Here is a 14782-nt window from a genome sequence, read left to right on the forward strand (position 1 = left end):
CATAAACTATAAAAAACGGAGGTACGTATGAATATTTTTAAAAACAGAATGGTTGTCGGGGTGTTTTGCATTGTGCTTTCACTCCTCATTTGCTTTGGCATAACGCCATTATTCAATAAAGGCATTAGCCAGAAGACTGAGATTGTCAGAGTGATTAAAGAAATCAAGGCTGGCGCTCAAATTACAAAGGATATGGTACAAAACATTGAAGTCGGTGGATACAATCTTCCATCAGATGTTGTGAAATCAAAAGAAACTGTTGTTGGAAGCTAAGAATGCTTATGCAGCTGACAAGATTATTATGACGGATATGTGTGACAGCCTAATTTGTGAATCTATTTATGGCGGATTTATTATGAATTGTCCTGATCAGAATCTATGTCAAGAAATCATCACTCATTTGGCTCCTATACAAATGGGAGAAGTGGAACCGAAAGATTTCCCAGTGGCGACAAGAGAAGAACTGCAAGCACTTTGGGATGATGAAGAAGCATCTGTAATGCAGGCTGAAATTAGAATGTTGTGAATTAAAAAAGCCCAGATATAGAATCTAGGCATGATTTTTATAATAAATGTATGATAATTCCTAATATCAATATGATTGAAATTATTCTATGACTAACAAACCACAATCCTTGTCTCTTTTTAAAAATGTAAGCCCCAGACATGCCTAATAACATTTGAATAAGCAATATACCACCTGCTATCAGGCCTGTAGTGCTCACTTCACGAAATGTTGACTGAATATAAAAATGTAGTAAGAGGGTTATAATTGTAGCAATTCCCCAGAATTTATGATGCCGTACAAATATTTTCATGAAAAGAGCATTGAATTTTTTATATTTAAGCGTGGAATTTATTAATTTTGAATATTTTTTATTAATATATTTTAATATGTAATTCGCTAAGGTTGCCCCAAAAGAGAACACCGTCAGCCAACCTAGAAATTCACCTATTTCACCCATTTGTATATACCTCCATATAGCATTTATAATATCAGGTATTCAAAAACAAAGCAATTCATCGTGTATTGCTTCTAATTAGAATTATTGAATAGTAAAATATGACCTATAATAGTTACATCTCAATGGACAAGTTTCTAATATAAAACCACTTGACAAAACTATAATCTATATGATATTATTTTTGTATCTAATTGCACTGCATATAAATCTACAGTACAAACTGAGCAGGCGATGAACTTATTAGTAAGTTCATGGGGCTGGGCCTAACTAGGCAGCGGGTAAATATAACTCGTGGGACAGTAATATGTTCCACGGGTTTTTTTGTACCTATTTTTGGACATATCTGAAGATTGCAATGCCATAGAGCTATCTTTAATATTAAGCGAAAGTGGAGGTAACTTTTATGACAGAACAAAAAATCACTGAGTTGAAGGGGTTGACAACCTCAGAGGCAAAAAAACTTCAGGAGCAGTTTGGAAAGAATGAGCTAGTACCTGAAAAGAAAGAAAATATATTTCATAAAATTTTTCATGTCATTACTGAACCAATGTTTTTGTTGCTGATAATCGCAGCAGGGGTTTACTTTGTTCTAGGAGAACCTAAGGACGGAGCAATTATGTTAGTATTCGTAGTTGGAATAATTAGCATCGAGGCAATACAAGAATGGAAAACAGATAAAACATTAAAGGCATTAAAAGATTTATCGGCACCACACATTAAAGTACTACGTGATGGAGAAGAAAAAACTATAAACAGTTCTGATTTGGTTCCTGGGGATATCATGTATATTGCTGAGGGTGTTAAGATACCAGCAGATGGAACTGTTGTAAGGGCAAGTACGTTATGTGTTGATGAATCATCTCTTACAGGAGAGTCCCTTGGTGTCTGGAAATTAACTAGTGAAAACTATATAAATGAAAATAATGATTATTGGCGCCGTGACTATTGCTATGCTGGAACGCTTGTCACTCAAGGAACTGGAACGATTTTGGTCGATAAAATTGGACTATCAACTGAATATGGAAAGATTGGTAAGGAAATTGCACTTGCTCCTGTTGGAGATACGCCACTTCAGAAACAGACAGGTAGACTTGTAAAACTGTGTGGTACGATTGCAGCGGTTCTGTTTGTTTTAGTAGGTGTTGTAACGTTCTTCAATATCCCTGATCACGCTTTTAAAAGCAGAATTATTGAAAGCATCTTATCAGGTATAACTCTTGCAATGGCAATGATACCAGAGGAGTTTCCTGTTATTTTAACAGTTTTTTTATCAATGGGAGCATGGAGACTGGCTAAAAAACAATCTCTTGTAAGGAGACTTCCATCAGTTGAGACTCTGGGTGCAGTTTCTGTGCTCTGTGTCGATAAAACTGGTACTATAACACTAAATAAGATGGCTGTTAGAGAAACCTATAGCAAATCAGGTGACGAAAAATATATATCCAAGATAATGGGTATGGGATGTAAATCGGATGCATATGATCCAATGGAAAAAGCTATGATAGCCCGCTGTGAAGAATTGGGTATATCGAAGGATATTCTTTTTGGTGGACGATTGTTAAAAGAGTATGCCTTCACTGATGAAAATAAAATGATGGGGAATGTGTGGAGAAACGGCAATGATATTGTAGTTGCTGCAAAAGGTTCTCCAGAAAGAATCCTAACATTATGCAACCTTTCCTCTGAAGAAAGACAGATTGCAGAAGCTAAAATCTACGAAATGTCAAAACAAGGCCTTCGTGTTATAGCCGTTGGCCAGATGAGTATTAAAATTGAAAATGAAATTCCGGATACTCTCACAGACTGTAGACTGGAGCTTTTGGGAATGGTAGGTCTTGCAGATCCACCAAGAGAATCAGTAAAAGAAGATATTAATACCTGTACAAAAGCTGGAGTTCGAGTTGTTATGATTACTGGGGACAACGGAATTACAGCGAGTTCTATAGCAAAACAAATCAACATGCCTAATAGCGATCACATAATAACGGGTGATGAACTCAGTGAAATGAGTGATGACGAACTGAGAGAAAAAGTGAAAGATGTTAGTATCTTTTCACGTGTTCTTCCTGAACACAAGATGAGGATTGTCAAAGCATTTAAAGAAAATGGTGAAGTTGTAGCTATGACAGGAGATGGTGTCAACGATGCACCAGCATTAAAATATGCTGATATTGGAATAGCAATGGGTAAACGAGGTTCCGAAGTTTCTAGGGAAGCAGCGGATTTGATACTTCTAGATGATAATTTTTCAACCATTGTGGATACCATCAAGGATGGTAGGCGAATATATGACAACATTAAAAAGGCGGTTGGTTATGTATTTACTATCCATATTCCAATAGCATTTGCTTCATTGCTAGCACCTTTAATGGGAATAAGTCCCACAAGCCTTTTGCTACTTCCGTTGCATGTAGTTTTACTTGAACTTGTAATTGATCCAACGTGTTCAATTGTTTTGGAGCGCCAGCCAGCAGAACGTGATATTATGCAAAGACCGCCACGAAATCCAAAAGAAAAGCTTTTAACGGCTAAAATGCTATCTAAGAGTGTCATGCAAGGATTAGTGATCTTCGGAGCATCTTTTGCAACATACTACAATTTTATAAATATGTATCCAGAAAATGCGCCACTTGCAAGAACAATGGGATTGAGCATTATATTCCTATCTAATGTACTGCTTGTACAAGTAAACAGTTCAAATACAGATTTTGCTATAAGAACTTTTATCAGACAGATAAAGGATAGAGTAATGTGGGCAGTAATTATTGGCACATTATTGGGACTGTTAGTTATGCTCTATACGCCAATTAGCGGATTCTTGAAATTGACATCTTTATCATCAGAGCAATTGTTGCTTGCAGCAGGAATTTCATGTATAGCGGTTCTGTGGTATGAGTTGATTAAACTAGGCAAACTCGTGATTCTGAACAAAAGTAAATAATGGTCAAATAGGAACATAAAACAAATACTGAATAAAGGGGAGTAAGATTATGAGTTTCTTTTCAAAGTCTTCAAAAAAAGGTCATTACAAAAATGGTAATCATGGAAGCGCCCACTATCAGAAAAAAGGTATTCTAGGTGGTATCTTTGATATGTTAGCATCTAGAAGTCATTCGGGTGGTCATTATAATGACTATAGAAATCAACACAATGAACCAAGACAGAGTCAAGCTATTCTCAACCAAGGTTCATTACAATGTAGCAAGTGTAGTAGAAATATACCAGCGGGTTCAAAGTTTTGTCTGAATTGCGGTGAGCAGGTTAAAGTGGAATTGTATTGCCAAAATTGCGGTGGAAAAATGCCGCCCAATGCTAAATTCTGTAACAATTGCGGAAATAAACTGAATGGTTAAGCTGATACAATGCTTTAGAAATTTAAAGTATCGTGGGAAAAAATATGGGGAATATACAATTGAAGAGATAGCTGGTGAAGGAAGATATGGCATGTGCTTTCATGCTAAAAATGACCTTCAAAAAAATGTTGTTCTCAAAAGATTCAAACCCAGCATCTTTGCACGTAATTCAACTAATAATGTACACGAAGCAGTGATTCTTTCAAAGCTCAGGGATTCTAGAATTCCTGAGCTTCTTGGGGTTATAAATGAGAAATCATTCTATGCGTTTGTATTAGAGTTGAAACCGGGGACGACATTGAAAGATATGATATTCATACATAATCATAAATTTTCAGATGAGGAAATATACGCTATTGGTATCAAATTGATTCAAATTATTATGTATTTGCATGAAAATGGTATTGTTCATAGGGATATACGGATTCCCAATGTCCTCATCGATCAAGAGGATGTATACCTCATTGATTTCGGTTTAGCTCGCTTTGAGGATGGCAACTCTTATAGGTATGATATGGATTACTCATATTTGGGAGACTTGCTTCTCTATCTGATTTATTCTTCTTTTCAAAAGAAAGATAAGAACAGACAACCGTGGCATGAGGAATTGTCACTAAAAAAGGATCAAAAGCAATTTTTAATGAGATTATTGGGCCTTGATGTTATATATACAAGCCTAACCGAAATTGAGGCGGATTTTATCAATGCTTTTGATATTACAAGGGGTTAGTATAGCCAGAAGCAAACTCAAGCTTGAATTAATGATAAAAGGATGGATAAGGTTGAAAATTTTAATTGTTGAAGATGAAATAAATATAGCGGAATTTATTAAACTGGAACTCGAACACGAAGGGTATGAAACAGACATTGCATATGATGGTAGAGAAGCATTGAATAAAGCAAAAAAAGATAAATTTGATGTTATTATACTTGATGTTATGATTCCATATATTAATGGAGTTGATATCTGCAAAAAAGTGAGAGAGTTTTCAAATATACCAATTATTATGCTTACTGCAAAGAGTGACCTTACAGATAAAGTCTTAGGATTAGACAGTGGTGCAAATGACTATATTACAAAACCGTTCCGAATTGAAGAACTTTTTGCTCGAATTCGTGTAGTGACAAGAAGTCAAAATCAAAACTTAAATAAATTATCCGTTGGAAAGATTACTATATGTACGGATAGTTATCAAGTATTTCTAGAGGAGAAAGAAATAAGCTTGACTAAAAAAGAGTATGATTTGCTATATCAGCTAGTTCTAAACAAAAACATCGTAATGAGTCGTGAAAAGCTTTTACAAAATGTATGGGATGAGAATTATTACGGTGATAGCAATGTTGTTGATGTCACAATTAAGCACTTAAGAACTAAAATTTTCGATGATAAGAGTACAATTATCAATACTATCCGTGGTATAGGCTATGTCATAAAGGATGTGAAAGATTGAATTTAGTGAAGAATTTCTCAATAACTAAACGTATGACATTTGTTTTTGCATTTATGTTCTCAATAACATTATTTTGTTTAAGTGCATGTGTTTTGTATAGCGTTGAGTTGTATCAATTCTTTTCTGCGCATAATGATATTGAAACTACAAAAAAATACATACTCACTGATAGTATTAAACTATCAGACTTAGAGAAGGGTGAAGCGCTTTATTCTAGAAAGGATATTTTAGTTGAAATTAGGAACAAAGATGGCATATTGTTTAAGACCACTGCATTCATTGACGGCATAGAACACTCATTGATTCCATATGATCGAATAATAGTAAAAGAACTTGATGATGAAGATTTTTTAATTGAAAAAACTAAATGTATCATTCAGGATATCACATATGACGCCATAATAATTAAAGATTTACATGATGAAAAAGTCTTTCTAAAAATTTTATTCAGTATTTTAGCTTTGGTAGATCTCATTGGCATAATGATTGCGTTGATATCAGGGTACATTTTTGCCAAGAAGGCTTTGAAACCTATTGATATTATTATAAAAACCTCAAAAAAGATTTCATCTAAAGGATTGTCAGAAAGGATACCTTTGCCAGAATGTCGAGATGAACTTTATGAACTTTCATTAGTTCTGAATAATATGGCAGATAAACTTGAATGCATATTTAATAAACAAGCTCAATTTGTATCAGATGCTTCTCATGAGTTAAAGACGCCATTGGCTGCAATTATAGGACATGCAAGTCTAATTTCAAGATGGGGAAAAGATGATCGAGAGGTATTAGAAAAGTCAATATTAGCTATTACAACAGAAGCTGAATATATGGAAAATTTAATTACAAAGCTTTTATATTTAGCAAAAATTGACAATGAAAAGGCAGTGAGGATTGAGCAGTTTAATTTGTCAGAATTAATAACTACAATTTACAATGATATTTCCGTATGTCATGAAAATTTCGAAATTACATGTGCATGTGAGCCTAATGTACAAATCAATACTGACAAGGCGATGACAAAGCAGCTGATTCTTATATTACTGGATAATGCATTGAAATTCACAGATTCAAATGGCACCATAGCGATTAACTGCATTAGTAACGATGATAAAGTTGTTTTAGAAATTATTGATTCAGGTTGTGGAATGAGTGAGAATGAGCTTGCATTAATATTTGATCGTTTTTACACAAATGACAAAGCAAGAAATAGGACTTCTAGTGGCAATGGTCTTGGATTATCAATTGCTAAAGAAATTTGTGAACTTCTAAGTTTAGAAATCAAAGTTTCCTCAATACTTAATGAAGGTAGTAAATTTCAATTGATTTTCCCCAAACTTTAATCTGTTTTTCATTTTTAAAAATTACAATTAGATCATTAAATTGATTGAGGGTGATTTTATGAAAACAGAATTTGATCAAAAGAGCATTGTTAAATTTATAGTTCTTGTATGTACGGGTGTACTATTAATGACAATTGCATGGAATTATGGACCTTGGATTATTGAGAATGCAAAGCAACCAGAAAAGATTAGAGAATATCTACTTTCTTTCGGAAATTTTGGTTTTCTAATCTATGTTTTGATCCAAGCAGTGCATGTACTTGTGGTAGTAATACCAGGGGATCTGTTTAATATTTGTGGAGGGTACATTTACGGAACACCAATTGGATTTGTTCTATCAATTGTAGGCATTATGTTAGGCTCAATAACAGCATTTTACTTATCAAGATTTTTGGGATACGATTTTATCGCAAAATTTGTAGAAAAGGATAAAATTGATAAAATTAGTAAAATGTTAAATTCGACACAGGGGATGATAGGAACCTTCATAATTTGCTTAGTTCCTTTTATTCCAAAAGATCTAATGATGTATATAGCTGGATTAACACCAATAAAACCATCTAGACTTTTTATTATTTATGGAATTTCCAGAATTCCAGGTACTATTATCTGGGTAAGCGTTGGTGCAAACATGTATTCAAAAGATATATTTGGAATTGCTATAACAATAATTGGGTTAATTGCTTTTGCGTCATTGACATATATCCTTCGGAAAATATATAAACGTAAAAGTGAAGAGTTTTTCTGGAGTATTATTTGATTGTGATGTACTTCATTACGGTTTGACTTTTAGTCATTAGATTACAGAATATAAATAAGAAAAAATGGAGATATGTGATGACAATTGAAATAATAAAAGCCATCCTATTAGGTATTGTTGAAGGAATAACGGAGTGGTTACCAATCAGTAGTACGGGTCACATGATATTGGTTGAAGAATTTATACAGTTAAATATGTCTGAGGCATTCAAAGAGATGTTTTTCGTTGTAATTCAACTGGGTGCTATATTGGCTGTTGCACTTCTCTATTTTAATAAACTAAATCCATTTAGTTCAACAAAAACTGAACAAGAGAAAATCAATACATTCAATATTTGGTTTAAAGTTTTGATTGGCGTTATCCCCGCAGGCGTTATAGGAGTTGTGTTTGGAGATTGGCTAAATGATAACTTATACAATTACCAAACGGTTGCTATTACATTAATTTTGTATGGTGTATTATTTATAATAATTGAAAATCGAAATAGGAGCAAGGTTAGCAAAATAGTAGATTTTGATACTTTAAGTTTTAAGACAGCATTCTTAATTGGGTGTTTTCAAGTCCTTTCTCTTGTCCCAGGAACTTCTAGGTCAGGAGCAACAATTCTTGGTGGAATCATTTTAGGTACGTCTAGAAGTATCGCCGCAGAATTTTCATTTTTTCTATCAATTCCAGTTATGTTTGGTGCAAGTTTATTGAAGATTGTTAAGTTTGGTTTTAACTTTACAAACACAGAGTTCATAGTCTTAGTGACGGGTATGCTAACAGCATTTTTAGTGTCTATTATTGCAATTCAATTCTTACTAAAATATATAAAAAATCATGATTTTAAGGTCTTTGGATGGTATAGAATTGTGTTAGGAGCAATCGTGTCTATTATATTTTGGTTTCAAGTAAATTGATGTTGTGGTTGAAGGGAAGTGTGAGCATGTACTGGTATCGAGATAAAATATTTCCAATGATGATGAAGAAAAATATTGGGAAAAAATCGATTTTAGAACTTCGGAAAAAGATATTATCTGATGCTAAAGGAGAGATATTGGAAATTGGTATTGGTGAGGGAACAAATCTTACATTATATCCCGAGCATGTAGATCAGATTACTGCAGTAGATAACTACATTAGAAAACTTGACAGCTCTAATATCAATGTGAATTTAGTATTTGCAAGTGCAGATTTTCTACCATTTAATGATAATTCATTTGATACTGTTGTATCAACGTTTGTACTTTGCAGTGTAGAAAATTTGAACAAGGTTCTTGCTGAGATTTACCGTGTATTGAAACCGGGTGGGCAATTTATTTTTTTAGAACATGGAAAAGCTAAAGGTAAATTGACGAGTATGATTCAAAATATGTTCAACCCGTTCTACAACATATTTGCTTATGGCTGTAATATTAATAGACAGTATAAATATGAGATAGTACAGTGTGGTTTTAAACTATTAAAATTTGAATGCGAGAAGGCTGATATATATCCACGAGTGTTGACTGGTTATGTATATACAGGTAATGTGAATAAACCGGAGAAAATGGAGAAATTTGATGGATAGATTTATACTTTCAATATCTATGCATAAAAGCAAAAAATATTTTTGTGAGAAATATGGTCACGATTGGTTTAATAATTTTAGAAAATTATCCTTCAGGTATTTTGATGATATTGTTCCAAATATCCCGAGTATAGGGAAAAGTGTTTTCTCAATGAATTATAAGTTTGCACCTGGTCCTATGTCAAGATTTAGTACAAATTAAAATGAGAAATTTAATACTGACATTTTAACCTGCTATTCGTAAATTTTCGTTTTGCATTTTAACAAAAAGTTTTTCAAAATTATCCGGCGACATATAATCGCAATGACTATGGATGCGCATTGTATTATAAAATGTTTCCAGATATTCAAAGATCAGCCGGTAAGCATGGTTATAATCAAGGATTTTAAAACGATTGAGCCATTCGCGTTTAATGATGGCATGAAAGGATTCAAGGCAGGCATTATCCCAGGGATAGGCCTTTTTCGAGTAACTTCGCTGCATTTTTACCGTTGCTTTCTGGTATTCTTTTGAAACATATTGACTGCCCCGATCACTGTGAATGATCAAGGGAGCATCGATTTTTCGGCGGCTTTTAGCTTTATTGACGGTGTCGATTACACAGGAAACTTCCATCGTTTTTGACAGTGTCCAGGCAATGATTTTTCGGGAGTACAAATCCATGATACTGGTTAGATAAACAAATCCGTCCATTGTCCAAATATAGGTAATATCGCTGCACCAGACAGCGTTGGGGCGTTCGGGATTGAATTGTTCGTCAAGAATATTTCGGAGTTTTTTACTGAAGTCAGAATCTTTAGTCGTGATTGTATAGGGTTTGATCCACTGGGCCGTAAGTGCCTCAAAAGATGACGTATAGCAAGTTTGATCTAAACCTGATATACTGATGACATCATTATTTGAGGCACTTTTTGTAGTTATGATTGAGTCTGCACACCTCAGGCAATTCCTGAGACCATGGCAGGTATTTTTCAAGTACTTCCGGCTGGTGCAGATAGTCACTGTTGGGGATTTCTGTCAGAAGGTAATTCAGATATTCGAATACATTAAGTTCATTAGCCCGGGCTGATTCCACCAGCGTGTACAGAACCGCATTGGCGGTTGCACCTTTAGGCGAATCGGCAAAAAGCCAGGCGCGGCGCCCTGTTGCAAAAGGTTTGATGCTGGCCTCACAGAGATTGTTGGAGATGGGAAGACGTCCGTCTTCCAGGAAGGTTTCCAGATATTTCTTCTGGTTTTTGGAATAATTCAGGGCTTTAGTCAACTTTTCATTTGTCGTTGGAATGGCCGCAGTTTCGTCAACCCACGACCAAAAGGCATCGAGGATGGGGCGTGACCTTTCCAGACGCTTTTCTCTGATCTCCTCATAAGGAAGATCCTTTATTTCGTTCTCAATTTTAAAAAGCAGGTCGATGTACGCTCGTCCTTCGGCACCCTTTGAACCCGGGATTTCTTTCCCATTGCTGGTCAAGGGAATGCTGTCGATAAAATATCTACGACAGTGCGACCAACATAAGTTGCGCCGGATATTCTCGACTTGTTCATAAGCGGCATACGCATCCGTCGTTAAATAGCCATGGAATCCGGAAAGCAGCTGCCTGGCGATCTCCCCTTTGCGTGTCGGCGAATAATGAAAGAAAACGGCTCGGATTGTCTCGCATGCCGCACTACGGATCACCCACATATAGGATTCGCTGTTGGCTTTCCTGCCTTCCTCCCGGTTACACTGAATCCGTGTCTCATCCATATGCAGCACCTCACAGGTACGCAGTTCGGCAAGAATACGTTCATAAACCGAGGTTAGCCATTCTTCGCTGCAGCGGTTTGTCCAGTTGGCCATGTTTGACCGGGATAGAATGAGCCCCAACCGATACCAGTCTTTTTCCTGACGGGCAAAGGGCATGCCCATGGCAAACTTCTGGTACATGACCTGAGCCACCAGAGACGGCGTGGCAATGGAATGCGGGAGTACCGGCACCGGTATGGCGGCTTTCTGAAAATGATCCTTGGGATTCTCACTGCCTTCTTTGCCACACTGGGTACATTTTGCAATCTGCTGGACAATCTGCTTCACCTTCAGTTTTGGTGGCTCATAGGTCACTTCGGTTCGGACGATCCGTTTGCCGATGACCGTAAGGGCTCCACCGCACTTGACGCAGGAATCATCCGGCCCAATGATGTACTCTTCAATCTCCTTCGGAAGACCGGCAAGCATTTCCTGACGGACTCCGGGTTGGCGGGCTTTCCGGGTATGACTGGGGACGGTTATTTTCTGCTGTTCACCAAACAGTTCTTTCGCGAGTTCCTGCGTTTTTTCAAACAGGGATAGTTGTCCATCCAGGTTTCTCGATGTTTCAGTGGAGGAACCAAACAGTTTTTTGCGAGCTTGCAGCAGCGCCTGCACCATATTTTCAATGCGGATATTCTGTTTGGCAATGATGTCGTCTTTGGCGGCCAGCTCTTCTTTCTGTTTTTCCACCAGCGCCCGCAGCATCAGCAGTTCTTCTTGTCCTGTCATCCGTATCCATTCCTTTGCTTTTTATTGGTACTATTATACCATTTTTAGCTTCAGAATGCTACATTTATCGGTAATAAAAAGTCTTTAAAACGCCATTTTAAAGCCATTTTGCAAATTTATTTGCGCTGTTTTGAAGCGGTTAAAAGCAGCTGTTTTCCAGCGTCATCGTCACTGGTTGAAGGGCTTTTTTCTGCTCGATTTCAAGCCCCTGAAGCAACCACTGAACCTGCTGGCCGGTTATTTCTCTGACTTCCGATGGGGTTCTGGGCCACTGAAATTTCATGCCGTTGAGCAGCTTCTTGCTAGCCAGAATAAAGCCGTTGCCATCGTAACGTAAAACTTTAAGGGCATTTCTTTTCCGGTTGCAGAAGATAAAGGCACATTTGTCAGCGAATGGATCCAGCTTGAACTCCGTATTAACAACGACGGCCAGGCCATCCATCTGTTTTCTGAAGTCAGTGGCTCCACACGCAATATAAATATGGGTGGTGTCGTTGATAAACCGATCCATCATGACTGTGAAAGCTGTCGGATAAACTGTGTTGCCAGAGAGATATCATGGGGATCCGACAAAACCAGCTCAAAACCCCGCCATCGGATAATCAGTCCCGCCACCGGTATTCGCTCATCAGAAGCCGTTGGCATTTCCAGTTTTGCAAACAGTGGTGCTGTGGTCCCTTTCTCCATCGGCTCCATTTTCGCCTTTCGGATCCGCTGCTTCCAATAATAGTAGGTATATTTGTTAAGCTGCTTTGAGGTACACCAGGCGTCGACCGTCATTCCACTGTTTGCCTGTTCTTCAAAACGCTCTTCCCAAAGCTGTCTTTTTGATTCGTCCATTGTATCCTGAACCTCCTGTAAGTTCTTTTAGGTTAGTCTACAATAATTCGACCTATTTTGCACTACGCCATCTTTTGAATCGCTTACCACTGGGCCTTGATGCCCATTTCTTTCATGTATTTACCGACAGTCCGCTCAGAAATTATTTCGCCGCTCTGCTTTAGTTTTTTAGCGATTTTGGGGGCACCGTAATTTTGTTTTGAGTTGTTGTAAATGGATTCGATTTTGGTTTTTATTTCTTCCTGACGTTTTTGAGTTTTCGATGGTCTTCTGTTGATCCATGATCGATACCCGGTTCGTGATACACCCAGTTTTTGCAGCATTCCGGAGATGGAAACCCGGCGCTTCTCATGATGAGCAGCTTCCACCTTTTTAGCAACCTCAGAATAAATCGTTTCGGTTATTTTCCCAGAATGCCGATGGCCTTTTTTAGGACATCCAGTGCGTCCTGGGTATCCCGCAATTCACGTTTTAACCGTGCGATTTCTTTACTTTCATCCGATGCATAATTGCCAGAACCACGACTTTCGATATTACCGGCATCCTGAAGTTGTCTGCTCCATTTTCCCAGGGTGCTGCAACCAATACCGAGATTTTCGGCGCAACCACGCAGACCGAGTTCCTTGTGTTCTTCATAGTACCGGACTGCATCCAGTTTGAATTGTTTATCATGTTGTTTTGCCATAATGAGATCCTCCTTCAGTACGATTTTTTCATCGTACCACATTTTTATTAATTTTGGATTTTCTCATTTCGATTTGTACTATTTTTATTCTAGCACCAGGGCGAACCCAATGAGAATATGAGAAATGAAATAGTCCTAGTGTCACGTAACAAACGGAAATCTATATAAAGGAGTGTGAAAAAATGAACTTGCTTCAATTGAAGTACTTTCTTACCGTTGCAAGATGTGAACACATGACACGTGCAGCAGAGGAACTTCATATTGCCCAACCATCTTTAAGTAAGGTTATTTCAAAGTTGGAAGAAGAATTGGGGGTTCTATTATTTGAACGCGTTGGGAGACAGATTAAACTTAATCATTTTGGAAAAGCATTTCTTAATAGAGTAGAAAGGGTATTTCTGGAACTTGATAATGGGAAACGTGAGTTGTCAGATATGTCAATAAATGAAAGCTCAAACATTTCAATTGCGGCAAATAATATCGGTCCATTTTTCAAACTTCTGGAAGGATATTCAAAACGTTATCCCAATATGATTTTTCGGCAAACAATCGGTTCAATTTCAAAAATGAAGCAGCAACTTCAAAACGGGGAAGTTGATTTTTGTATCTCTTCACCACCTATTAAAGGTGCTTCCATAGAATGTATACCATTGGTAATTGAAGAGATATTTTTAATTATTCCAAGTGGGCATAAGTTTGCAAAATATCGCGAGATAAACTTGATAGAAGCAGCGAATGAGCCATTCATAAGTTTAAAGGAGGGGTTTGGCATACGAGAATTAACAGAAAAACTCTGTCACCAGGCCGGATTTACCCCGAATATTATGTTTGAGACGGATATTTCTGCAAATCTGATCGAACTGGTAAATTCCAATATGGGAGTAGCATTGCTTCCGAAACTTAAGTGGAATGATGTTCAACAAGATATGTCAGTCTATATTCATATAAAAGAGCCGGTATGTAGACGGGAGATTGCGTTGTCTTTTGTCAAGGAACGCTATTTAACGAAGGCTTCAATGCAGTTTAAAGAGTACTTGATTGATTTTTTCAAAAAAGATTAGCAGTATAATGATTTTATTGCATCAAAATAGGACTATTAACAAAACTCTCGATGAAAATTTCGAGAGTTTTTTTTATAAAACAAATATCAGGTAAAAAGAACCAATTGATAGCCTACAGGCTATTGATTCATGTTAAAACACGTATTGGTTATTATAAAAAATCGATAGTATAATCGTAAATAATTAGATGGCTTGATTTACCTAGTAAAACGATATCATAAAAGTTATGGGATAGGAGGAAAAATATCGGGGA

General features: G+C 36.7%; 17 protein-coding genes, 1 pseudogene and 1 riboswitch. Of the genes and pseudogenes, 11 read left to right on the plus strand and 7 right to left on the minus strand.

Translation table 11 applies throughout. From position 1 onward, the window contains the following. Nucleotides 1-27 precede the first annotated feature (27 nt). Nucleotides 28-267 (plus strand): annotated as a pseudogene (locus tag DOZ58_RS12540) (pilus assembly protein CpaB); the annotation flags it as partial. Continuing rightward, nucleotides 263-526 carry a resolvase gene (locus DOZ58_RS12545; RefSeq protein WP_242988495.1) on the plus strand — a complete coding sequence of 88 codons (264 nt, stop codon included), beginning with the start codon at nucleotides 263-265 and terminating at the stop codon, nucleotides 524-526. The pseudogene DOZ58_RS12540 and the gene DOZ58_RS12545, both read left to right, overlap by 5 nt. 37 nt (nucleotides 527-563) lie before the next feature. On the opposite strand, the gene DOZ58_RS12550 is transcribed toward DOZ58_RS12545, so the two are convergent. Then, nucleotides 564-965 (minus strand): hypothetical protein, encoded by a 402-nt coding sequence (locus tag DOZ58_RS12550; protein WP_111888599.1) that lies wholly within the window; start codon nucleotides 963-965, stop codon nucleotides 564-566. 210 nt (nucleotides 966-1175) lie between these two features. After that, nucleotides 1176-1267: riboswitch (NiCo riboswitch) on the plus strand. A 101-nt stretch (nucleotides 1268-1368) separates the two neighbouring features. Between DOZ58_RS12550 and DOZ58_RS12555 the strand changes: the two genes are divergently transcribed. The 8 genes from DOZ58_RS12555 to DOZ58_RS12590 all read left to right on the plus strand — a co-directional run bounded on the left by DOZ58_RS12555 (nucleotide 1369) and on the right by DOZ58_RS12590 (nucleotide 9424). Continuing rightward, nucleotides 1369-3906 (plus strand): cation-translocating P-type ATPase, encoded by a 2538-nt coding sequence (locus tag DOZ58_RS12555; protein WP_111888600.1) that lies wholly within the window; start codon nucleotides 1369-1371, stop codon nucleotides 3904-3906. Nucleotides 3907-3955: 49 nt separating this feature from the next. Further along, the gene (locus tag DOZ58_RS12560; RefSeq protein WP_111888601.1) at nucleotides 3956-4318 is read left to right on the plus strand and encodes a zinc ribbon domain-containing protein; all 363 of its coding nucleotides are present in this window, start codon (nucleotides 3956-3958) and stop codon (nucleotides 4316-4318) included. Continuing rightward, the gene (locus DOZ58_RS12565; RefSeq protein ID WP_111888602.1) at nucleotides 4311-5048 is read left to right on the plus strand and encodes a protein kinase family protein; all 738 of its coding nucleotides are present in this window, start codon (nucleotides 4311-4313) and stop codon (nucleotides 5046-5048) included. The genes DOZ58_RS12560 and DOZ58_RS12565 overlap by 8 nt, the downstream gene beginning before the upstream one ends. Next, on the plus strand, nucleotides 5023-5769 hold the full coding sequence (locus DOZ58_RS12570; RefSeq protein WP_371414170.1) for a response regulator transcription factor: 747 nt from the start codon (nucleotides 5023-5025) through the stop codon (nucleotides 5767-5769). The genes DOZ58_RS12565 and DOZ58_RS12570 overlap by 26 nt, the downstream gene beginning before the upstream one ends. A 5-nt stretch (nucleotides 5770-5774) precedes the next feature. Continuing rightward, complete coding sequence (locus DOZ58_RS12575; protein WP_242988711.1) at nucleotides 5775-7112, plus strand: cell wall metabolism sensor histidine kinase WalK; 1338 nt, start codon at nucleotides 5775-5777, stop codon at nucleotides 7110-7112. Between the two features lie 58 nt (nucleotides 7113-7170). Next, complete coding sequence (locus DOZ58_RS12580) at nucleotides 7171-7872, plus strand: TVP38/TMEM64 family protein (RefSeq protein WP_111888604.1); 702 nt, start codon at nucleotides 7171-7173, stop codon at nucleotides 7870-7872. 74 nt (nucleotides 7873-7946) lie between these two features. Further along, nucleotides 7947-8774: an undecaprenyl-diphosphate phosphatase gene (locus DOZ58_RS12585; protein WP_204355404.1), complete on the plus strand. Its 828-nt coding sequence runs from the start codon at nucleotides 7947-7949 to the stop codon at nucleotides 8772-8774. Between the two features lie 26 nt (nucleotides 8775-8800). Continuing rightward, nucleotides 8801-9424 (plus strand): class I SAM-dependent methyltransferase, encoded by a 624-nt coding sequence (locus tag DOZ58_RS12590; RefSeq protein ID WP_162624514.1) that lies wholly within the window; start codon nucleotides 8801-8803, stop codon nucleotides 9422-9424. Nucleotides 9425-9650: 226 nt separating this feature from the next. Here the strand turns inward: DOZ58_RS12590 and DOZ58_RS12600 are convergent, their stop codons facing one another. The 6 genes from DOZ58_RS12600 to DOZ58_RS12625 all read right to left on the minus strand — a co-directional run bounded on the left by DOZ58_RS12600 (nucleotide 9651) and on the right by DOZ58_RS12625 (nucleotide 13468). Then, on the minus strand, nucleotides 9651-10427 hold the full coding sequence (locus DOZ58_RS12600; RefSeq protein ID WP_242988496.1) for an IS3 family transposase: 777 nt from the start codon (nucleotides 10425-10427) through the stop codon (nucleotides 9651-9653). After that, complete coding sequence (locus tag DOZ58_RS12605; RefSeq protein ID WP_111888001.1) at nucleotides 10321-11943, minus strand: IS66 family transposase; 1623 nt, start codon at nucleotides 11941-11943, stop codon at nucleotides 10321-10323. The genes DOZ58_RS12600 and DOZ58_RS12605 overlap by 107 nt, the downstream gene beginning before the upstream one ends. A gap of 139 nt (nucleotides 11944-12082) precedes the next feature. Then, complete coding sequence (gene tnpB, locus DOZ58_RS12610; RefSeq protein ID WP_111887999.1) at nucleotides 12083-12457, minus strand: IS66 family insertion sequence element accessory protein TnpB; 375 nt, start codon at nucleotides 12455-12457, stop codon at nucleotides 12083-12085. Next, nucleotides 12454-12783 carry a hypothetical protein gene (locus DOZ58_RS12615; protein ID WP_111887798.1) on the minus strand — a complete coding sequence of 110 codons (330 nt, stop codon included), beginning with the start codon at nucleotides 12781-12783 and terminating at the stop codon, nucleotides 12454-12456. The genes tnpB and DOZ58_RS12615 overlap by 4 nt, the downstream gene beginning before the upstream one ends. Nucleotides 12784-12866: 83 nt before the next feature. Further along, nucleotides 12867-13151 carry an IS3 family transposase gene (locus DOZ58_RS18710; RefSeq protein ID WP_111888608.1) on the minus strand — a complete coding sequence of 95 codons (285 nt, stop codon included), beginning with the start codon at nucleotides 13149-13151 and terminating at the stop codon, nucleotides 12867-12869. A gap of 32 nt (nucleotides 13152-13183) precedes the next feature. Next, nucleotides 13184-13468 (minus strand): transposase, encoded by a 285-nt coding sequence (locus DOZ58_RS12625; protein WP_242988497.1) that lies wholly within the window; start codon nucleotides 13466-13468, stop codon nucleotides 13184-13186. A gap of 182 nt (nucleotides 13469-13650) precedes the next feature. On the opposite strand from DOZ58_RS12625, the gene DOZ58_RS12630 reads away from it, so the two are divergent. After that, a complete protein-coding gene (locus tag DOZ58_RS12630) occupies nucleotides 13651-14529 on the plus strand; it encodes a LysR family transcriptional regulator (protein ID WP_111888609.1) in 879 nt (292 codons plus the stop codon). Nucleotides 14530-14782: the final 253 nt, after the last annotated feature.

It is taken from the genome of Acetobacterium sp. KB-1 (genome assembly GCF_003260995.1).
Classification (GTDB): Bacteria; Bacillota; Clostridia; order Eubacteriales; family Eubacteriaceae; genus Acetobacterium; species Acetobacterium carbinolicum.

Bases quoted from the DNA above. Each gene is read 5' to 3' on its own strand.
- DOZ58_RS12605 (WP_111888001.1), bottom strand. From the start codon at position 11,943: ATGACAGGACAAGAAGAACTGCTGATGCTGCGGGCGCTGGTGGAAAAA.
- DOZ58_RS12565 (WP_111888602.1), top strand. From the start codon at position 4,311: ATGGTTAAGCTGATACAATGCTTTAGAAATTTAAAGTATCGTGGGAAA.
- DOZ58_RS12625 (WP_242988497.1), bottom strand. From the start codon at position 13,468: ATGGCAAAACAACATGATAAACAATTCAAACTGGATGCAGTCCGGTAC.
- DOZ58_RS12555 (WP_111888600.1), top strand. From the start codon at position 1,369: ATGACAGAACAAAAAATCACTGAGTTGAAGGGGTTGACAACCTCAGAG.
- DOZ58_RS12615 (WP_111887798.1), bottom strand. From the start codon at position 12,783: ATGGACGAATCAAAAAGACAGCTTTGGGAAGAGCGTTTTGAAGAACAG.
- DOZ58_RS12590 (WP_162624514.1), top strand. From the start codon at position 8,801: ATGTACTGGTATCGAGATAAAATATTTCCAATGATGATGAAGAAAAAT.
- DOZ58_RS12550 (WP_111888599.1), bottom strand. From the start codon at position 965: ATGGGTGAAATAGGTGAATTTCTAGGTTGGCTGACGGTGTTCTCTTTT.
- DOZ58_RS12570 (WP_371414170.1), top strand. From the start codon at position 5,023: ATGCTTTTGATATTACAAGGGGTTAGTATAGCCAGAAGCAAACTCAAG.
- tnpB (WP_111887999.1), bottom strand. From the start codon at position 12,457: ATGATGGATCGGTTTATCAACGACACCACCCATATTTATATTGCGTGT.
- DOZ58_RS12560 (WP_111888601.1), top strand. From the start codon at position 3,956: ATGAGTTTCTTTTCAAAGTCTTCAAAAAAAGGTCATTACAAAAATGGT.
- DOZ58_RS12580 (WP_111888604.1), top strand. From the start codon at position 7,171: ATGAAAACAGAATTTGATCAAAAGAGCATTGTTAAATTTATAGTTCTT.
- DOZ58_RS12630 (WP_111888609.1), top strand. From the start codon at position 13,651: ATGAACTTGCTTCAATTGAAGTACTTTCTTACCGTTGCAAGATGTGAA.